Here is a 19,631-nt window from a genome sequence, read left to right on the forward strand (position 1 = left end):
GCGTTAAGCTTGAAATAGGGAAGTGGTGTTATCGCTTTCCTTTTCCATCACGTCCGACACCTAGATTGGGCGGTAGATAATAATAGAAAAAGTATGTCACAGGCTGATGGCTGCTGACTCTGTGTCTCAGCCTCTCCCTCTCTTATCCAAATTACTAGCTTGCTAGAACCTTTGACAAGGAGTCACCATGACGCCCGATCTACTCTTTAAATCACTTTGGGACGATTACATTCACAGGCTTTGTCCATCGGCTGAGAAAGTGCATCACTTGCTGAAAGAAGACGAAGCGCTGATTAATGATCACATTGCATTGCGTACTTTCAATGTTGCTCCGCTAGGTATTGAAACATTGGCTAAGCCTTTCCTTGAGCTAGGTTATAAAGCGTGTGGCGATTACTTGTTTGAGAGTAAGAAGCTAGTCGCGAAGCATTACGAGCACCCAGATCCAAATCAACCTAAAGTGTTCATTAGTGAGTTGAAGGTCGAAGAGTGTTCAAGTGACTTACAACAGATCGTTGCTAAATTGGTTGAGCAAGTCGACGTAAGCAAGCTTCAAGGCCATGAATTCTTGTTTGGTGGTCGTCTATGGGACTTGAGCTTCGCAGATTTCCAAGTGCTTGCAAAAGAGAGTGAATACGCGTCTTGGCTCGCAGCTCATGGTTACGGTGCAAACCACTTTACGGTGAGTGTGAACCAGCTCAATGAGTTCGATGAAGTACAGACTGTGAATGACTATTTGAGTGATTCAGGTTTCACTATCAATACATCTGGCGGTCAGGTTAAAGGCTCTCCAGAGGTCTTATTAGAGCAATCATCTACAATGGCAGACAAAGTCCCAGTTTCATTTGTTGAAGGCAACGAGGTGATTCCTGGTGGCTTCTACGAGTTCGCTAAGCGTTATGCGATGGCGAATGGTGAGCTTTATACAGGATTTGTTGCAGCATCGGCTGACAAGATCTTTGAGAGCACCAACGGTTAAAGAAAGATATGAGCACGGGCTTTACCCTAAAGATGCGAGTACGCTTCGCTTCGAGGAAGTTTACAAATAGGATTCAGTGAGTTCTTCTCGTATCTCGCATCTGCTCTCTAGATCTTTAGAAAACAAAAAAGCCACCAAATTTGCATTTGGTGGCTTTCAAATTTTTGGCTCAGTTAATCGAGATTAACGAGTGCCGTATACCACGATAGTTTTACCGTGTGCAGAAATTAGGTTCTGCTCTTCTAGCATCTTCAAGATACGACCTACTGTCTCACGAGAACAACCAACGATCTGGCCAATCTCTTGACGAGTGATCTTGATTTGCATGCCGTCAGGGTGAGTCATTGCATCTGGCTGTTTCGCTAGGTTAAGTAGCGTTTGAGCGATACGACCTGTTACGTCAAGGAACGCTAAGTCACCAACCTTTTGGCTAGTTACTTGTAGACGGTTTGCCATTTGCGCTGAAAGGCGCATTAGGATATCTGGGTTCACTTGGATAAGTTGACGGAATTTCTTGAAAGAAATTTCAGCTACTTCACAAGGAGATTTTGCACGAACCCAAGCAGTACGCTCTTGGTCTTCTTCGAAGAGGCCAAGTTCACCAATGAAGTCACCTTGGTTTAGGTAAGAAAGAATCATTTCCTTACCTTCTTCGTCTTTGATAAGAACTGCCACAGAACCTTTAACGATGTAGTACAAGGTTTCTGCCTTTTCACCAGCATGAATCAAAGTACTTTTTGAAGGGTACTTATGAATATGACAGTGTGAAAGGAACCACTCTAATGTTGGATCGGTTTGGGGTTTACCTAGAACCATAATATCTTACTTCCTCTGCAGGGTATGCTTGCCGCTTTCCGTATTTTAGCTAAGCCTGGATTGACTTGTAGGATAAGAGCACTCGTTGAGCGCTGCAAGCTATCTTGTGTTTCGTTTAAGAATAGTATCCTTTTTCAGGTACTATTTCTTGATTTTAATCGTGACCAAGCTACGATTTTTTACGCAAAATTGTGCACATGATCACGGTATGAAAAGTAATCAACCAGAATGTCGTCTTGTTAACCTATTTTTCCGGTTTCGATGAGCTGTTGTAGGATGGGCCTTACAATGAGCTCCATAGCAAAACTCATCTTGCCGCCTGGCACCACAAGCGTGTTGTGGCGTGACATAAATGAGCCATCTATCATAGCCAGAAGGTAGGGGAAATCGACGTTTTTGATGCCACGCAAACGTATAACCACGAAGCTTTCGTCTAAACTTGGAATCCCTTTAGCGTTGAGAGGGTTAGATGTATCTACGGTTGGGACACGCTGAAAGTTGATGTGAGTACGCGAAAATTGTGGAGTGATGTAATTAAGGTAATCATCCATTGAGCGAACAATAGAATCCATTACTGCTTCGCGTGAGTGCCCACGATCGCGTGTGTCACGAACGAATTTTTGGATCCACTCAAGGTTGACGATTGGCACCATGCCGATCAGCAAGTCGACGTGCTGTGAGACATTGATGTCGCCATCTACCACGCCACCATGAAGACCTTCGTAGAACATCACATCGGAATTTTCTGGGATCTCTTGCCATGGCGTAAAGGTGCCCGGCATTTGATTGTAAGGCACGGCTTCATCGAAGGTATGTAGGTAACTACGGACTTTACCCGTGCCTTCATTACCGTATTGACGGAAGAACTCTTCTAATGCGCCAAAATCATTGGCTTGTGGACCAAAGTAGCTGATGTGCTTACCTTGCTCGCGAGCCTTACGGATCTCGACATCCATCTCTGGGCGAGTGAAGCGATGGAAACTATCTCCTTCAACCCAAGCTGCCTTCACGTCCATCATATTGAACATTTTACGGAAGGCTTCTGAGGTGGTGGTGGTGCCGGCTCCAGATGAACCCGTCACCGCAATAATTGGATGTTTAGCGGACATGACAACCCTTGTCTTTTGAGTAACTTACTTGTTAGCAATCGTTTACCACTATAACACGGCTCCTTTATGAGCGCAGCTTAGAAGCGTTTTGTGACTTGAATATCAACGGTTTCATGGAGCTCAGAAAACACAATGCTGACTTCTCCTGAAGCTAATTGATGTTTCACTTGATCAATCTTGTTTTTCAGTGAAACCTCTACGTCGCCGTAGTCTGTGCCTTCACGCAGCACGAACTCTTTGATGAGGTTTTCCAGTGTCTCTGGCGCAATGTCTTGCCATGGGATGATCATAAATACTTCTCTCTTTTATGTTCATAAATAGGTTTATTGATGTAGAAATGCGTGTGCTTAGTATTGTTTTACTTCTATTTACTAAGGCTCGGTCATTATGCCGAATCTTGGATACTTTCATAGTAGGCAGGCAAGGCTTCTTCTAACCAAAATCTTGGCTTGAGTGTGCTGCCAGTAATAAACCCAACATGTCCGCCTTTTTGGAACAGTCGATAATCGATGTTATCGGGTAGAACGAACTTTGGGATCACATCATCGGTCATGAAAGGGTCGTCTTTGGCATGAATGATCTGCGTCGGTAGTTTAATCTTGTTGAGCTTAGGCAGCGCAGAACATTGCGCATAATAATCTTGGGCATTTTTGAAGCCGTGCAGCGGTGCAGTGATTCGTTCATCAAACTCATACAGTTTGGTGATGTTCTTGATGGCTTCAGCTGTGATGCCAAGTTTTTCCTGTAGCAGGTTAACTTTTTTTAACGCATTCGATTTTAGAGAGTTGAGCAGGTACTTCTTATAAAGCTTGGAGAAACCGCGCTCAATACGACTCGAGCAACACGCTAAGTCAAATGGAGCAGATACGATTGTCGCCGCCGACAGTAATGGGTCGTCCGCATACTCAGCCAAGTAGTTCGCCAGCATGTTTCCGCCTAGAGATATACCAACCGCAACCTTTGGGTTATTGGGAAATTGCGCGTGTAAGTGTCGTAGAAAGAAACGAGCATCTTCTACTTCTCCTGAATGGTACGCGCGAGCCAAGCGATTCGGTTTTCCGCTGCATCCTCTAAAGTGCATCATCACGGATAACCAACCATCTTTAGCAAACGCATTCATCAGTCCATTGGCGTAAGGGCTTTCAAAGCTGCCTTCCAAACCGTGGAATAGAACGAAAATGGGCTTATTATTCGCATCTCCTCTGCTTTTATTATCACTATTGGGGCTATCTCCCTTCGGGTCCTCGCTCCATGCAAGGTCGAGGAAATCACCGTCGGGAGTTTCTAAGGTTTGCCATTGAGGATCAAATAACGCCTGCTTTCTAATAAACCGTGGCACTAAGGTTTGTAAGTGCGGATTAGAGAGACCAGCCGCTGCGGTAAATATTGTCATAAAACAGTCCATGCTTCTTTTATGGGCTTTGATAAAGTGTTGAGCTTTTAGTGAAACGCCCATGTTTTTATTTGAGCTTGGTTGATTCTCGGCATAAGCGCAAGGCTTCACTTATACGAGATACAAAAACAGGCTATGGGTAACCGTTTGAATAATATCAAGGTTAAGCTTGGATCTTGATTGAATAAAAGGGAAAGAGAATGAGCTAGGGCTGTGGTGCTGGTTCAGAAAAAGCGTCGTAGAGGTTTTCAGCCCCTAATAAACGACAGTACTGAAAAGTGAGCGGTGATTGCTGGTTAGCGTACAGCTGTAGGGAGTTTATACAGTCGACCAGATCGGACTGTTGTTGCTTTTCAAGCTGTAACTCAAACTTTAGCGCTTCACGGTATAGAGAGTCGACAACGTGTGCTTTGAGATGTTTACGTAGCTCTCGATAGCTATGAAGCAGGGTTTCAGAGCGGCTCAAGCACTGTTGAACCTTGTGCCACTCCTCTTCAGCAAAAGACAATTGCTGCTCATCAAGCCATTTGAGAAGCAGCAGTAGATTGACGTTGCCGTGGAACTGGTTTTGCAAAGCTAGGCACGCATCCTTTACACCGCGCACACTGTAATACTGAAGGCTAAATTGCCATAGTCGTTCCAGTGTTAGTGATATTGGGGCGTGCTCTGGGCTCATAAGCTATCCATATCCTGTTCCATCTGCTCAAGCTCTTCTTGAGTGGACATCCAATCCATTTCAACTTCTTCTAGCTGTGATTTACTGCTCGCTTGGAGAGCGAGTACTTTATTCAGTTTAGCCTTATTTTCAGCTTCATACAGTGAAGTGTCGGATAATTCTTGCTCGGCTTCTTCAAGAGCCAACGTTAATTTATCCATCTGCTTTTCAAATTGACTCAGCTTTTTACGAATTGGTGCCGTTAGTTTACGGAACTCTGCTTCTTTACGTTTCTGATCTTTTTTTGCTGTTGCACTGTTGGCGCCGTCTTTTGCTGGTGCCAATGCTTGTGCTTCTTTGCGTTCAACTTTCTGCTGTTCGGTTAGCCACTTGTAGTAATCGCTTAGGTCACCATCAAACGGTGCCACTTGGCGGTCGTGTACCAAATACAAATCATCGGTAGTCGCACGGAGTAGGTAACGGTCATGCGATACGATAACCATTGCGCCTTCAAACGTCTGCAATGCAAACGTCAGCGCCTGACGCATGTCGAGATCCAAGTGGTTGGTTGGTTCATCGAGCAGCAACAGATTCGGTTTTTGCCATACTAGTAGCGCCAGAACTAAACGCGCTTTTTCACCGCCTGAGAAGGGGGCTACTTTATCGAGCGCTTTTTCACCTTGGAAACCGAAGCTACCTAGGTAATCACGCAGTTGTTGCTCTGTGTGTTTAGGGGCAATCTGCATCATGTGTTGCAGCGGTGTTTCTTCTGGGTGCAGCGTCTCTAACTGGTGCTGTGCAAAGTAACCCATCTTAACGCCTTGCGAATAACTCAGTTCACCGCCTTGCTGTTTAAGTTCGCCAGAAAGCAGTTTAATCAGTGTTGATTTACCAGCGCCATTTCGGCCAAGCAAACCAATACGACTGCCCGGTACTAGGTTCAAGCGAATCTTTTCTAGAATCAGATTGTCATCATAGCCCGCTGATACTTCATCCATCATCATGATTGGGTTTGGTAGTGCGTCTGGTTCTCTAAATTCAAAGCTGAATGGGTTATCAAACTGAGCAGGCAGCACTTGTTCCATTTTCTCTAGCGCTTTAATACGGCTTTGCGCTTGGCGAGCCTTTGAAGCTTTGTAACGGAAACGGTCAATGTAGCTCTGCATGTGAGACATCTGTTTCTGCTGCTTTTGGTACATCGCTTGTTGCAGAATCAGTTTTTGCGCTCGTTGGGTTTCGAACGATGAGTAGTTACCCGTGTACTCATTGAGCTGTTGGTTTTCAACGTGCACGATGCGGTTGACGATAGGGTCTAAGAAGTCTCTATCGTGCGAGATAAGCACTAGCGTGCCAGGGTAGCTTTGTAACCAACGCTCGAGCCACATTACTGCGTCTAAATCCAAGTGGTTGGTAGGCTCATCGAGTAGCAGTAGGTCACTGCGACACAGTAGGGCTTGCGCTAGGTTCAAACGCATACGCCAACCACCTGAGAATTGAGTCAGGTTCCATGTCATTTGTTCTTGGCTAAAGCCTAGGCCATCCAGTAACTCGGCAGCACGTGCCTTTATGCTGTAACCACCAATGGTTTCAATCTTGCCGTGGATCTCTGCTACTAATGTGCCGTTGTCGGCTTGTTCAGCTTTCTCTAGTTGATCTTCAAGGCCACGATATTCACGGTCGCCATCAATCGCGTATTCAATCGCTGTTCTTTCTAGTGCTGGCGTTTCTTGAGCAACCCAAGCCATTTCCCAATGGGCTGGTTTACTGAATGAGCCAGCATCAATAGACAGCTCGTCTTTAATTAAGGCGAACAGCGTAGATTTACCACAGCCGTTTTTACCAACCAAACCGATCTTGTCGCCAGGATGAAAAGTCGCAGATGCTTGGTCGAGGAGTGGCTTACCGCCGCGTAGCAATTGAATATCAGAGAAAGTAATCATATAGAGGTAGCATAGAAATTAGAGGTGAACAGACGCCTGCATAGTAGGCTGAATCCAGATAAAAGTCGATCACAATGCAATTTGCGTTATGATGCCAATAACATATTAATAACTTTTATTTAAATTCTAGTGGCCTTGCCACCGTTTAGCCCTTAAAGGAATGTTTCAAAGGAATGAGTATTACTCCCTCGATAGACAAACCCGTGCCAAAGGTATTAGTGATCTATGCGCACCCAGAGCCGCAAACCTCTATCGCTAACCAGATCATGGTTAAAAAGATAGAGTCGCTTGGGAATGTTAAAATCCACGATCTTTATGCCCTCTATCCTGACTTCTTTATTGATGTGCCTTATGAGCATGAACTGCTTCTGCAGTACGATGTGATTGTGTTCCAGCATCCTCTGTTTATGTATTCTTGTCCTTCGTTATTGAAGGAGTGGTTTGATCGAGTATTAGGCAAGGGCTTTGCGTTTGGTGAGCAAAGTGCACTTAAGGGTAAGCATTGGCGCAGTGTTATCACCACGGGTGGTAAAGAAGAGGCGTTTGGTGCTGCAGGCTATAATAAGTATCCCTTACAAGAGATCTTGCAACCGTTTGAGCTAACTGCCGCTTTGTGCCAGATGCACTGGATGTCACCTTTAGTTTTACATTGGGCTAGAAATGTCTCGGATATGACGCGTTACCAACACGCTGAAGAATATCGAAATTGGTTGCGAGATCCGCTACAAGATATAGGAGCGAATGATGGCTCTGACTAATGATTTCCTACAAAGTAGCGCTATATTTTTAGCGGCGGCTGTGGTTGCTGTTCCTATCGCGCAGCGAGCAGGCTTAGGTTCAGTATTAGGTTACTTATTAGCGGGTGTCGCTATTGGTCCATGGGGGCTTGGCCTAATCAGTGATGTAGAGGCGATTCTACATTTCTCAGAGTTCGGGGTGGTGCTGCTGCTCTTCCTTATTGGTTTAGAGCTTAACCCCAAAAAACTGTGGCAGATGCGGGCGCCTATTCTCGGCTTAGGGGGGGCGCAAGTGTTGATCACCACCTTGATTATTACCGCCATCGCCTGTCTATTTGGATTAACCTGGCAAACCAGTCTCGTGATAGGTATGGGTTTGGCGCTGTCTTCGACTGCGATTGCCTTGCGTGTTATTGAAGAGCGAGAGCTCGGCGGCAAAGAAGCCGGGCAGTCGGGCTTTGCAGTACTGCTTTTCCAAGATATCGCTGTTATTCCAATGCTAGCAATGTTGCCTCTACTTGCGGGTAATACCGGCGGTAGCTGGGCTGACATGCTGTGGATGCTGGGTGGCGTGATTGGCCTACTGGTCGGTGGCCACTTCTTGTTGAGACCACTTTTCCGATACGTAGTGATGAGTGGTGTGCGTGAGTTATTCACCGTCGCGGCGCTGTTACTTGTGATTGGTATTGCTGTGATCATGCAACGGATTGGCTTGTCGATGGCATTAGGTACCTTCCTAGCGGGCGTACTTCTGGCTGAAAGTGAATACCGACACGAGCTTGAAATTGCGATTGACCCATTCAAAGGGTTACTGCTCGGCCTGTTCTTTATCTCGGTTGGCATGGCGGTAAATCTAGGTTTATTGGCAGAAAGCCCATTCGCAATACTAATAGCTGTAATGGCCCTCGTAGTGTTGAAAGGTTTAGTGCTGTACGCGCTAGCTCGTATCTTTGGAACACAGGCAAAAGCGCGTAGCCGAATGGCGATGATTCTTAGCCAAGGTGGTGAGTTTGCTTTCGTTATTTTTACCGCGGCGAGTGCGCAGGGCATCTTAAGTGGCGAACAGGTGTCGTTCTTACTGGTAGTAGTGAGCCTGTCTATGGTGACCACGCCACTAATGCTTAAGCTGCAAGATAAGTTCTTTGCTCGTCAACTGAACCAAATCAGCGAAAGTGCGATGTCTTCGGATGTGGTTGATCGCAGCCCTCGAGTGATCATTGCTGGCTTTGGTCGTTTTGGTCAGATCATTGGTCGTCTGATGTATGCCAACAAGATTCGTATCACTGTCCTTGAAAGTGATGCCAGCCAAATACACATCCTTAGAAAGTTCGGCTACAAGGTGTTTTACGGAGACTCGACTCACCTAGAGCTATTACGCGCAGCCGGTGCTGATAAAGCAGAGGCGATTGTGTTGTGTACTGACTCCCCTGATGAAATCATGAAAACCGTCGATTTATGTAAGCAGCACTTCCCACGCTTAAAGATCTTGGCGCGTGCACGAAGCCGTGTTGAAGCGTATCAACTACTTAACCACGGTGTGAGTAACTATTCGCGTGAAACCTTCCTTGGAGCATTGGATTTAGGTCGTCAAACATTGACTGAACTTGGCATGCATCCATATAAAGCGAAGCGAGCAGAAGCACACTTTAGAAAGTTGGATAATGGTATGCTGAAAGAGTTGCTGCCTCAGCATAACGAAGATGCCGAGTTAGCCCAAAGAGCGAAAGAGGCTCGTAAAGAACTTGAAGAGATCTTTGGACACGAGATGGAAAACGATCACCAATCTCGAAACTATTGGCAGTAGCTTGAAGTGATAACTCATGCTTGAGCTTAGAAATAGAGCTTGGGCATAGAAATAACAGACTATAGAACTAACCTAATAATAAACGCGGTCTCTGCTTAACTTATCAATAAAGTGAGTGGGAAGAACCGCGAATCCAGAGTAGTAAAGGATATGAACGTGAAACAGAAAAAACGCTTTATCGCAGGGGCAAGCTGCCCAAGTTGCAGTACTCAAGACACACTCCGTTGGTGGATTGAAAATAATATCGAGCTGGTGGAATGTGTCGATTGTGACTTCACAGAACAGCGTAAACCGAAAACTGTAGAGAAATCTGAACACGCGAATCAAGAAATGATCGGTATTTTTAAGCCAGAATGATTGAGTTTCGTTAATTGATCCCCATAATATCCCGGTACAGAATTTTTCCTAAGCTCAACTGTTCGAGCTTAGTCCAAACCTCCTTGGAGCTCTCATGAAAATTGAAAAGAACGTAGTAGTTAGTGTTGCATATCAAGTGAAACTTGAAGATGGCGTAGTAGTTGACCAATCAACTGCAGAAGCTCCACTAGATTACCTTCACGGTCACAACAACCTAATTACAGGTCTTGAAAAAGAGCTTGAAGGCAAAGTAGCTGGCGACAAGTTCTCTGCAACTGTTACTCCAGAAGACGCATACGGCGAACACAACGACGCACTAGTTCAACGTGTTCCTGCTGACGTATTCCAAGGTGTTGAGCAAATCGAAGTTGGCATGCGTTTCCTAGCGGATACTGACCAAGGTCCAATCCCAGTTGAAGTTACTGAAGTAGATGGCGACGAAGTTGTTGTTGATGGTAACCACATGCTAGCTGGCCAAACTCTAACGTTTGACGTTGAAGTTGTAGCGGTTCGTGAAGCGACTGAAGAAGAAGTTCAACACGGTCACGTACACCAAGAAGGCGGCTGTGGCGGTCACGACCACGATCATGACCACGAAGGCGGTTGCTGTGGTGGCGAAGGCCATGACCACGGTGAAGAGAAAAAAGACGGCTGCTGCGGCGGCGGTAGCTGTGGTTCTCACTAATACCGAATTAACGGTTTAGTTTAAGAATCTTGAAAGCCTCCCTTGTGGAGGCTTTTTGCGTTTAGGAGTCTCGCTTTTTGACCTCGCTTTTCTCTACCAAACTAAGTGTCCGCAAATCTAAGCATTCGTAAAAGTTTGGTTTTCGTTATCAGACATCGAACCATGGATGTGGTATTGATAGCACAACATTATAAGACGACGTCAGTGGAGAGTTTGTATGTCACAGCCTTTTTCAATTGCCATTCATGGTGGTGCAGGAACCATCTTGCGCGAGCAAATGAGCTATGAATTAAAAGCGGGTATTACCGAGGCTTTGGAAAAATCGGTTTTGGCTGGTTATCAAATATTGCAATCGGGTGGTGATGCTCTGGATGCGGTAGTGGCATCGGTTAAGGTGATGGAAGACAGCCCGCACTTTAATGCCGGTAGGGGCTCTGTTTTAACGCATGATGAATTTGTTGAGATGGACGCTTCTGTGATGCATGGCCGCGAAATGGATGCAGGTGCTATTGCAGGCGTTCGCCATATCAAAAACCCAATTGAGCTTGCACGTGATGTGATGCGGAAAAGCGACCATGTGTTGCTGATTGGTGAAGGTGCCGAGAAGTTTGCGTTTGAGCATGACTACACCTTTACCGAGCAAGATTACTTCTTTACTGAGCGCCGCTATGACCAACTTCAGTCGATGAAAGAGAAAGGCATCTTTGCTCTGTCTGAAGCGAAATATGATGAACAGCAAGCTGAGAAATACCCTGACGATAAAAAGTACGGCACGGTTGGTGCGGTCGCATTAGACCAAGCGGGTAACTTAGCGGCAGCAACCAGTACCGGTGGCGTGACCAATAAGAAATACGGTCGTGTGGGTGACTCTCCGATCATTGGTGCAGGAACCATCGCTGAAAATGGCAATGTTGCCGTCTCAACAACCGGGATGGGTGAGTTCTTCCTACGTAAAATGGTCGCCAGTGATGTCGCAGCACGAATGCGTTATCTGAAAGAAGATGTGCACACCGCTTGTGAAACGATCATTCAAGGTGAATTGAAAACCATGGGTGGAGAAGGTGGCTTGATCGCTATCGATGGCCAAGGCGATATACATTTTGGTATGAGCAGCTCAGGAATGTATCGTGCAAGCGTTGATACTCAAGGTCGTGTTGAAGTGAAGATTTATGCCGACGACTAAGTTGGTATCGGCTTAATTGGCTTTAGCTTATTCACTGAGATGAAATAAACAAAAGGGCGACAGATAAGTATCTGTCGCCCTTTTAGTTTTCTATGTCCTGTCCTGAAATGTGTTTACACATTGAGGACGAGAAACTAACGATATGCGTCGTTAGATTTAATTGGTTATTTTGAACCGCACTTAATAGTGTGGAGGTGGCGTCTCTTCTGATGCGTCAGCTAGATTAGAGCCATCCATATTTTTTACTTTGCCAACCACGAACTTCATCTGATCTTGCATTCTCGTGATTAACATTTGTTGTTGGCTAAGCGCTTCATTGAGTTCTTCAATGGTCTGTTCTTGGAAAGCTAGCTGACACTCTAGGTCATTTACGCGGCTTTCTAGTTGTTCAACTCGCTTTTCTGTCATCGTTCTTAATCCACATTCCAAGCTTGGGCAATGCCCGCAGAGGTGCCCGATATCACACGGTTCTTATCATCAAAGGCTGCATCATACACTACCGCACGAGGAGGGCGAGCATCTTTTAGTGGCTCAGCATCGTGGCGAGAAATTCGTTTGCCATCCTGAGTATTCCACACACTCACTTGGCTGGATGGCGTGCCCGTCACCAACATGCTGCCGTCATCAGAAAAACGAGCACTCGAAAAAATCAACTGTCGAGACCAGCTTTGCAATTGCGCTTGAGGTTCGCCCGTTTCAAGATCCCAAATCATCGCTTGATTGCCGCCATCAGAGGTAAAAGCCAGTTCACCATCGCGTTGTAGCGCGACTCGTACTACTCTTTGTTCATGCTCAAAGGTGCGCAACACCAAGCCCGACTCGGTATCCCAAAGGTAAGCTTTGTAGTCGTTGCCGCCTGATAATGCGTAGCGGCCATTAGAAGAGAGGGAGACTGAATTCACTTTTTCTCGGTGAGCAAGGAACTCCAGACGGCGTCCGGTGACTAAGTCCACATAGATGGCTTTTCCATTAGAAAGGCCAAGCAGTACTTTTTCACCATTGCTAGAGATATCGACATCGCGAATCAAGCCGTCGGAGATAGACCAGAGCCCTTGTGCTTGAGTCCAAGATAAGTCCCAAACGGCGAAGTTCATCTGGCTAGCGGTAATGGCAAAACGGCCATTGTCCGAGATACGGATACGCGATACTTGGTTTTCTAACTGGTCTTGTGGACCAAGCTGAGCCAACTCTTGGTCTTCGGCGAGGTCCCAAAGGAGCAGTTGCTTTTGCTGAGAGTAGAGCAGGGCGAAGCGTCCATCTCTGCTGAGTGCAAAGCTGGTGGCACCATTGGGCTCAATTTCCCAACGCTGCTCATCATCTTGGAAGAAAAAGCAACCATTTAACAAGGTGATGACAATTGTACATAGCAATGAGTGGAAAAATATTCGCATCACATCTAATAATCCGGTTTGTGTCGAAAGACATATGACTAGTATATTGTTATAACTAACGTATTCACACCAATCTAATCATTAGATTTGTGCACAATAACCAATGGCTTGGCCATTAATTGGAGAATTCAATGAAATCAGTTTTAAAAGTATCACTGCTTGCCGCAACGGTTATGCTAGCAGTTGGTTGTCAGAAAGAAGAACCAAAGGCAGAAGCTCCACAGGTAGAAGAAGTTAAAGTTGAAGCAGTAAACTTTAAAACAGAAGATGACAAAGCGGCTTACGCAATCGGTGTATCTTTCGCTAACTACCTAAGCACAAGCATTGATAAGCCAAGCGAGCTAGGTATCAACCTAGACAAAGATATGGTTCTTCAAGGTATCGAAGACGTATTCGCAGAGAAAACAGCACTTAACGAAGAAGAAACTCGCGCAGCTCTTGAAGCTCTAGACAAGCGTGTTGCTGAAACGATGCAAGCACAAGCGGCAGAAAAATCTGCAGAAGTGAAGAAAGCCGGTGATGACTTCCGCGCTGAGTTCGCTAAAACTGAAGGCGTTAAGCAAACTGAATCTGGTCTACTTTACCAAGTAATGACTGCTGGTGAAGGCGCTTCTCCAAAAGACACTGATACCGTTCAAGTACACTACAAAGGTACGCTAACAGACGGTACTCAGTTCGACAGCTCTTACGATCGTGGCGAACCAGCAACATTCCCACTAAACCGCGTAATCCCAGGCTGGACTGAAGGCGTACAACTGATGCAAGTTGGTTCTAAGTACAAGTTCGTTATCCCGCCAGAGCTAGCATACGGTGAGCAAGACACACCGACTATCCCAGCTAACTCAACGCTAGTATTCGAAGTAGAACTACTAAACATCGATAACGCTGAAGCAGCTCCTGCACAGTAATATCGGTTAAAAGCCTCGTACTAAAATACGTTGATTGAATAAAAAGCCTAACTTTGAGTTAGGCTTTTTTTATGATTTGAAGATGAGTATTTGATTTTTAAACTTGTTCTAAATCACTAGTTGCAATGTTAGCTAGGTGTGCAATTAAAATTTTCTGATAAACTTACATAAATTTGTTGATTTTTCACACGAAGGTAAGGAATAAGTGACTACTACAGAAACAGTCAATGCAGATGTGTTACTTGAAATGGAATCAGTCCACGTTATGCCATTCAGTGAACACGATAAAATCATTCTAAGATCTTATGAGGCCGTTGTTGACGGTATTGCGAGCCTTATTGGTCCGTTTTGTGAAATCGTTTTGCACTCTTTAGAAGACCTCAATACTTCTGCGATTAAAATTGCCAACGGCGAAAATACAGGTCGTCAGGTTGGCTCGCCGATTACCGATCTTGCATTGAAGATGCTAAAAGATATTGAAGGTTCTAAGCGTAACTTCTCACGTTCATACTTCACTCGCGCTAAAGGCGGAGTGTTGATGAAGTCGATCACGGTTGCTATCCGCAATGGTGAAGACCGAGTGATTGGCCTACTGTGTATTAACGTGAATCTAGACGCGCCATTCTCACAAGTACTGCAATCGTTCATGCCTACGCAAGACGCAGACGAAGCCGCATCATCGGTTAACTTCGCTAGTGACGTTGAAGAACTTGTCGACCAAACGGTTGAACGCACCATTGAAGAAATTAACGCTGACAAATCGGTATCGAACAATACTAAGAACCGTCAGATCGTGATGGAGCTGTACGACAAAGGTATTTTCGATATTAAAGACGCGATCAACCGCGTTGCTGAGCGACTGAACATCTCTAAGCACACCGTGTACCTATACATCCGCCAACGTAAAACAGAGGATGAAGAGGGTTGCTAAGCTATACACTCCTAGTGAATGGGCCAGTCTATGGCTCACAGTCAGCAAGAAGTGCCTACCAGTTTGCCGTGGCTCTGATTAAACAGGGCCACAAACTTCACAGTGTGTTCTTCTATCAAGATGGCGTGAGTAACGGCTCAGACCTTACCGTACCGGCTAACGATGAATTTGATTTAGCTTCTGCTTGGCAAAAGCTGGCTGATGAACACGATGTTAGCCTTGAAACCTGTGTGGCAGCTGCGCTAAGACGCGGAGTGATTAGCTCTGAAGAAGCAGAGCAACATCAACTAAGTGCCTCTAACCTAGCCACTGGATTTACTCAAGCCGGATTAGGAAGCTTATCGGAAGCGCTACTAACGCAAGATAGGGTTGTGCAGTTTTGAGAAAGTTAGCCTTTATATTTAACAGTTTCCCTCATACGACCGCTGCGGGTAGAGAAGGGTTAGACGCCCTGCTTGCTGCGTCCGCATATAGTGAAGACATTGCCGTGTTCTTTGTTGGCGATGGCGTGACACAGCTTCTCAAAGCGCAGCAGCCCGACGAAACACTATCGCGTGACTACATCTCTGCATTCAAACTTATGGACCTGTACGACATCGAACAGGTGTATGTGTGTCAGCGTAGTCTGAGTCAGTTTGGTCTTTCAGCAGACAACCTGCTGATCGATGTGACCACCGTTGAAGCCGACGAGTTAACGCAGAAGTTAGCTCAGTGCCAACAGGTACTGACTTTCTAGGGGACGCTATGCTTCATATTGTAAAATCAGTCGACAAACTTAAACTCGCATTGACCTATTCTCAGCCACAAGATCAGTATCTTTTGGTGGAAGATGCGGTGTATGTTTGCCTTCCCAATCATGAGTTATTCACTCAAATCTGCGCAGTAGAGCAGGTGTCGGTGTTAAAACCAGATCTCGATAGCCGAGGTTTACAACTACTTGTCTCAAGTACCATTGATCAAGTTGACTTCGATGGCTTCGTTAAACTGACGGTTTTGAACGACAAATCAGTCACTTGGTAGCTGTGTTTTATCAGTTTGGTTAAAAGTAGACCATCCTGAGCTCTAGACGGCTAAAAAAGATCTGTATATTTCTTGACACACCTCCCACTGCTGAATAGAATTTTGCGTCCCTAATTACGACTTGTGATTAGGGATAGATTTTTCACAAAGCTTACTTTCAAGTAAATTTCAGGAGCTAGTTAATGGCAACTATTAACCAGTTGGTTCGCAAACCTCGTGTAAAGCAAGTTGTTAAAAGCAACGTGCCTGCACTAGAAGCGTGCCCACAAAAACGTGGTGTATGTACTCGTGTTTACACTACTACACCTAAAAAACCTAACTCGGCACTACGTAAAGTATGTCGTGTACGTCTAACTAACGGTTTCGAAGTAACTTCGTACATCGGCGGTGAAGGCCACAACCTACAAGAGCACAGTGTTGTACTAATCCGTGGCGGTCGTGTAAAAGACCTTCCGGGTGTTCGTTACCACACTGTTCGCGGCGCACTTGACTGTGCTGGCGTTAACGACCGTAAACAAGGTCGTTCTAAGTACGGTGTGAAACGTCCTAAGTCTTAATTGATTCTCTTTTTTAAAAAGAAATCGTTAAGTAAGGCCAAACACTATTTTATTTATTATTCTGAAAAGTTTTGGAAAAAACCTGAAGAAGACAACGGAGAATATCCATGCCACGTCGTCGCGTAATAGGTCAGCGTAAGATCCTTCCAGATCCTAAGTTCAAATCTGAATTGCTGGCAAAATTCGTTAACATCCTTATGGTTGACGGAAAGAAATCTACTGCAGAAAAAATCGTTTACACTGCACTAGATTCAATGGCTGAGAAGTCTGGTAAAGACCACTTAGCTGTATTTGAAGAAGCTCTTGAAAATGTTCGCCCAGCGGTAGAAGTTAAATCTCGCCGTGTAGGTGGTTCAACTTACCAAGTACCTGTAGAAGTTCGTCCGGTTCGCCGTAACGCTCTTGCTATGCGTTGGGTAGTTGAAGCTGCGCGTAAGCGTGGTGAAAAATCTATGGCTCAACGCCTAGCTGCTGAAATGCTAGACGCGTCTGAGAACAAAGGTACTGCGGTTAAGAAACGTGAAGACGTTCACCGCATGGCTGACGCAAACAAAGCGTTCGCACATTACCGTTGGTAATACCTTTTTAGTGCTGCAAGGTTCCTTGCAGCACTTCTTTAGTTCCTATGCTTATGCTAGGAACTATTGCTATTTCTAGGGCAAGCAATTTTTAGCGAAGCATCGCTTTTAACGCCTAATCTAGACATAGCAATAGTCCCTAAGTCTCTAATAAGAGGATTCAACCGTGGCTCGTAAAACTCCTATAGAGCAATACCGTAATATCGGTATCGTTGCTCACGTAGATGCAGGTAAAACAACCACAAGTGAACGTATTCTGTTCTATACCGGTCTTTCTCACAAAATCGGCGAAGTTCACGATGGTGCAGCAACCATGGACTGGATGGAGCAAGAGCAAGAGCGCGGTATTACGATCACTTCAGCAGCAACCACTACGTTTTGGCGTGGTATGGAAGCTCAGTTCTCGGACCACCGTATTAACATCATCGACACTCCTGGACACGTTGACTTCACAATCGAAGTAGAACGTTCTCTGCGTGTGCTTGATGGTGCAGTTGTTGTGTTCTGTGGCTCATCTGGTGTTGAACCTCAGTCAGAGACAGTATGGCGTCAAGCTGATAAGTACCAAGTTCCACGTATGGTTTTCGTTAATAAAATGGACCGTACCGGCGCTGACTTCTTGCGCGTAGTTGAACAGATCAAGGACCGCTTAGGCGCAACTCCTGTTCCAATTCAACTGAACATTGGTGCTGAAGAAAACTTCCAAGGCGTTGTCGATCTTATCAAGATGAAGGCAATTAACTGGAATGAAGCTGACCAAGGCATGACTTTCACGTACGAAGATATTCCTGCAGACATGCAAGAAATGGCTGAAGAATATCGTACAGAACTTGTTGAAGCTGCTGCAGAAGCAAATGAAGAGCTGATGGATAAGTACCTTGAAGAAGGTGAACTAACAGAAGCTGAAATCAAACAAGGTCTTCGTACTCGTACCCTTAATAATGAAATCGTACTTGCTACTTGTGGTAGTGCATTCAAAAACAAAGGTGTACAAGCTGTTCTAGATGCAGTTGTTGATTTCCTTCCTTCTCCAGTCGATGTACCTGCAATTAAAGGTATCGATGAAGATGAGAACGAAGCAGAGCGTCACGCAGACGACAAAGAACCGTTCTCAGCGCTAGCATTTAAGATTGCAACAGACCCATTCGTTGGTACTTTAACTTTCATCCGTGTTTACTCTGGTGTTGTTGAAAGCGGTAAAACAGCTTATAACTCTGTGAAGAAACAACGTGAACGCTTAGGTCGCATTGTTCAAATGCACTCAAACAAGCGAGAAGAAGTAAAAGAAGTACGAGCAGGTGACATCGCAGCCATCATTGGCCTGAAAGATGTGACTACTGGTGAAACCCTTTGTGACCAGAACCATAAGATTGTTCTTGAGCGCATGGAGTTCCCAGACCCAGTTATTCAGATCGTTGTAGAGCCAAGCTCTCAAGCTGATCAAGACAAAATGACTATCGCTCTAGGTAAACTAGCAGCGGAAGACCCATCGTTCCGCGTTGATATGGATGCGGAAACTGGCCAGACTCTGATTTCTGGTATGGGTGAACTACACTTAGATATCATCGTTGACCGTATGAAGCGCGAATTTAGCGTGAACTGCAACGTTGGTAACCCGCAAGTGGCTTACCGTGAGACTATTCGTGGTACAGCGAAAGCGGAAGGTAAATTTATCCGTGAACATGGTGGTAAAGGTCAGTACGGTCACGTATGGCTGAAACTAGAACCATCAGAAGCTGGCGAAGGCTTTGTCTTTGTGGATGAAATTGCCAATGGTATCGTACCGAAAGAGTTTATCGCTTCAGTTGCTAAAGGCGTTGAAGAGCAGATGAACAATGGTGTGCTTGCTGGCTATCCAGTTTTGGATATCAAAGCTACACTATATGATGGTTCTTACCATGAAACAGATTCAAGTGAGATGGCGTTTACAATCGCTGCCTCTATGGCTTTCAGAACGGGTGCACTTGAAGCGCAACCGGTTCTGCTTGAGCCTATGATGAAAGTTGAAGTAACTACTCCAGAAGACTGGATGGGTGACGTTGTTGGCGATATTAACCGTCGTCGCGGCATCATCGAAGGTATGGACGAGGGGACAGCTGGCCTGAAGATAATTCGTGCACAAGTTCCGTTGTCTGTCATGTTCGGTTACGCAACTGATTTACGTTCTGCGACACAAGGTCGTGCTTCTTACTCTATGGAGTTTAGTGAGTACGCTGAAGTGCCTAACAATGTTGCAAAAGCAATCATTGCAGAGCGTGGTTAAACAAAAGGAAGGCATTTTTTTTCATTTTTTGAAAGAACAATGCGTCCAAATATTGCGCTAACGAGAGTTGGCGCATAAAATAGCAATTTCTGGCGCGTCTCGCTCAATAATGAACGTGGCGAATCATAACTAGGAAGGAACACGATTGTGTCTAAAGAAAAATTTGAACGTACGAAACCGCACGTAAACGTTGGTACTATCGGCCACGTTGACCACGGTAAAACAACTCTAACTGCTGCTATCTGTACTACTCTTGCAAAAGTATACGGCGGTGTTGCTAAAGATTTCGCATCTATCGATAACGCTCCAGAAGAGCGTGAGCGCG

Annotated in this window: 23 protein-coding genes; 15 read left to right on the forward strand and 8 right to left on the reverse strand. The window is 45.3% G+C overall.

All coding sequences use genetic code 11. The features are described 5' to 3' along the window. Nucleotides 1–187 precede the first annotated feature (187 nt). A complete protein-coding gene (locus tag ACED41_RS07305) occupies nt 188–979 on the forward strand; it encodes a DUF1338 domain-containing protein (RefSeq protein ID WP_371724723.1) in 792 nt (263 codons plus the stop codon). A gap of 183 nt (nt 980–1,162) precedes the next feature. Here the strand turns inward: ACED41_RS07305 and crp are convergent, their stop codons facing one another. From crp to ACED41_RS07335, 6 genes are all read right to left on the reverse strand, one after another. After that, on the reverse strand, nt 1,163–1,795 hold the full coding sequence (gene crp, locus ACED41_RS07310; RefSeq protein ID WP_004729651.1) for a cAMP-activated global transcriptional regulator CRP: 633 nt from the start codon (nt 1,793–1,795) through the stop codon (nt 1,163–1,165). Nucleotides 1,796–2,034: 239 nt separating this feature from the next. Beyond that, nucleotides 2,035–2,904 carry a phosphoribulokinase gene (locus tag ACED41_RS07315; protein ID WP_004729650.1) on the reverse strand — a complete coding sequence of 290 codons (870 nt, stop codon included), beginning with the start codon at nt 2,902–2,904 and terminating at the stop codon, nt 2,035–2,037. Nucleotides 2,905–2,981: 77 nt separating this feature from the next. Continuing rightward, nucleotides 2,982–3,194, reverse strand: a complete 213-nt coding sequence (locus ACED41_RS07320; protein WP_371724724.1) for a YheU family protein — start codon at nt 3,192–3,194, stop codon at nt 2,982–2,984. A 95-nt stretch (nt 3,195–3,289) separates the two neighbouring features. Then, nucleotides 3,290–4,297, reverse strand: a complete 1,008-nt coding sequence (locus ACED41_RS07325) for a hydrolase (protein ID WP_065584301.1) — start codon at nt 4,295–4,297, stop codon at nt 3,290–3,292. Between the two features lie 205 nt (nt 4,298–4,502). Next, nucleotides 4,503–4,973, reverse strand: a complete 471-nt coding sequence (locus ACED41_RS07330; protein WP_017061113.1) for a TIGR02444 family protein — start codon at nt 4,971–4,973, stop codon at nt 4,503–4,505. Continuing rightward, nucleotides 4,970–6,892: an ABC transporter ATP-binding protein gene (locus tag ACED41_RS07335; protein ID WP_137001274.1), complete on the reverse strand. Its 1,923-nt coding sequence runs from the start codon at nt 6,890–6,892 to the stop codon at nt 4,970–4,972. Before ACED41_RS07335 ends, ACED41_RS07330 begins: the two co-directional genes overlap by 4 nt. Before the next feature lie 173 nt (nt 6,893–7,065). Here ACED41_RS07335 and kefG point away from each other — a divergent pair, with 173 nt between their 5' ends. The 5 genes from kefG to ACED41_RS07360 all read left to right on the forward strand — a co-directional run bounded on the left by kefG (nt 7,066) and on the right by ACED41_RS07360 (nt 11,658). Then, entirely contained in the window at nt 7,066–7,650 is a 585-nt protein-coding gene (gene kefG, locus ACED41_RS07340) for a glutathione-regulated potassium-efflux system ancillary protein KefG (protein WP_010435196.1), read from the forward strand. Continuing rightward, nucleotides 7,637–9,433: a glutathione-regulated potassium-efflux system protein KefB gene (gene kefB / locus ACED41_RS07345; RefSeq protein ID WP_371724725.1), complete on the forward strand. Its 1,797-nt coding sequence runs from the start codon at nt 7,637–7,639 to the stop codon at nt 9,431–9,433. Before kefG ends, kefB begins: the two co-directional genes overlap by 14 nt. 156 nt (nt 9,434–9,589) lie before the next feature. Continuing rightward, nucleotides 9,590–9,790, forward strand: coding sequence for a YheV family putative zinc ribbon protein (locus ACED41_RS07350; RefSeq protein WP_019825339.1), 201 nt, complete (start codon nt 9,590–9,592; stop codon nt 9,788–9,790). A 94-nt stretch (nt 9,791–9,884) separates the two neighbouring features. Then, nucleotides 9,885–10,475, forward strand: a complete 591-nt coding sequence (slyD, locus tag ACED41_RS07355; protein ID WP_017061108.1) for a peptidylprolyl isomerase — start codon at nt 9,885–9,887, stop codon at nt 10,473–10,475. A 217-nt stretch (nt 10,476–10,692) separates the two neighbouring features. Next, nucleotides 10,693–11,658, forward strand: a complete 966-nt coding sequence (locus ACED41_RS07360; protein ID WP_371724726.1) for an isoaspartyl peptidase/L-asparaginase family protein — start codon at nt 10,693–10,695, stop codon at nt 11,656–11,658. Nucleotides 11,659–11,838: 180 nt separating this feature from the next. Here the strand turns inward: ACED41_RS07360 and ACED41_RS07365 are convergent, their stop codons facing one another. After that, on the reverse strand, nt 11,839–12,066 hold the full coding sequence (locus tag ACED41_RS07365) for a SlyX family protein (RefSeq protein WP_009848930.1): 228 nt from the start codon (nt 12,064–12,066) through the stop codon (nt 11,839–11,841). A 5-nt stretch (nt 12,067–12,071) separates the two neighbouring features. Next, the gene (locus tag ACED41_RS07370; protein WP_017063707.1) at nt 12,072–13,049 is read right to left on the reverse strand and encodes a WD40 repeat domain-containing protein; all 978 of its coding nucleotides are present in this window, start codon (nt 13,047–13,049) and stop codon (nt 12,072–12,074) included. A gap of 131 nt (nt 13,050–13,180) precedes the next feature. Here ACED41_RS07370 and fkpA point away from each other — a divergent pair, with 131 nt between their 5' ends. The 9 genes from fkpA to ACED41_RS07415 form a co-directional block, all read left to right on the forward strand. After that, on the forward strand, nt 13,181–13,957 hold the full coding sequence (gene fkpA, locus ACED41_RS07375; protein ID WP_017061105.1) for an FKBP-type peptidyl-prolyl cis-trans isomerase: 777 nt from the start codon (nt 13,181–13,183) through the stop codon (nt 13,955–13,957). Nucleotides 13,958–14,162: 205 nt separating this feature from the next. After that, a complete protein-coding gene (locus tag ACED41_RS07380) occupies nt 14,163–14,888 on the forward strand; it encodes a transcriptional regulator (protein WP_004729851.1) in 726 nt (241 codons plus the stop codon). Further along, complete coding sequence (tusD, locus tag ACED41_RS07385; RefSeq protein ID WP_017063709.1) at nt 14,882–15,271, forward strand: sulfurtransferase complex subunit TusD; 390 nt, start codon at nt 14,882–14,884, stop codon at nt 15,269–15,271. Before ACED41_RS07380 ends, tusD begins: the two co-directional genes overlap by 7 nt. After that, nucleotides 15,268–15,624 (forward strand): sulfurtransferase complex subunit TusC, encoded by a 357-nt coding sequence (gene tusC / locus ACED41_RS07390; RefSeq protein WP_371724727.1) that lies wholly within the window; start codon nt 15,268–15,270, stop codon nt 15,622–15,624. Before tusD ends, tusC begins: the two co-directional genes overlap by 4 nt. 8 nt (nt 15,625–15,632) lie before the next feature. Continuing rightward, nucleotides 15,633–15,908, forward strand: a complete 276-nt coding sequence (tusB, locus tag ACED41_RS07395; RefSeq protein ID WP_017063711.1) for a sulfurtransferase complex subunit TusB — start codon at nt 15,633–15,635, stop codon at nt 15,906–15,908. Between the two features lie 182 nt (nt 15,909–16,090). Further along, nucleotides 16,091–16,465, forward strand: a complete 375-nt coding sequence (gene rpsL / locus ACED41_RS07400) for a 30S ribosomal protein S12 (protein WP_004737194.1) — start codon at nt 16,091–16,093, stop codon at nt 16,463–16,465. A 107-nt stretch (nt 16,466–16,572) separates the two neighbouring features. Then, entirely contained in the window at nt 16,573–17,043 is a 471-nt protein-coding gene (rpsG, locus tag ACED41_RS07405) for a 30S ribosomal protein S7 (protein WP_010435163.1), read from the forward strand. A 166-nt stretch (nt 17,044–17,209) separates the two neighbouring features. After that, nucleotides 17,210–19,306 (forward strand): elongation factor G, encoded by a 2,097-nt coding sequence (gene fusA, locus ACED41_RS07410; RefSeq protein ID WP_017061101.1) that lies wholly within the window; start codon nt 17,210–17,212, stop codon nt 19,304–19,306. 147 nt (nt 19,307–19,453) lie between these two features. Further along, the coding region (locus ACED41_RS07415; RefSeq protein ID WP_262630474.1) for a GTP-binding protein at nt 19,454–19,631 on the forward strand (178 nt) is incomplete at its 3' end.

The organism is Vibrio sp. 1F255 (assembly GCF_041439145.1).
GTDB lineage: Bacteria > Pseudomonadota > Gammaproteobacteria > Enterobacterales > Vibrionaceae > Vibrio > Vibrio crassostreae_C.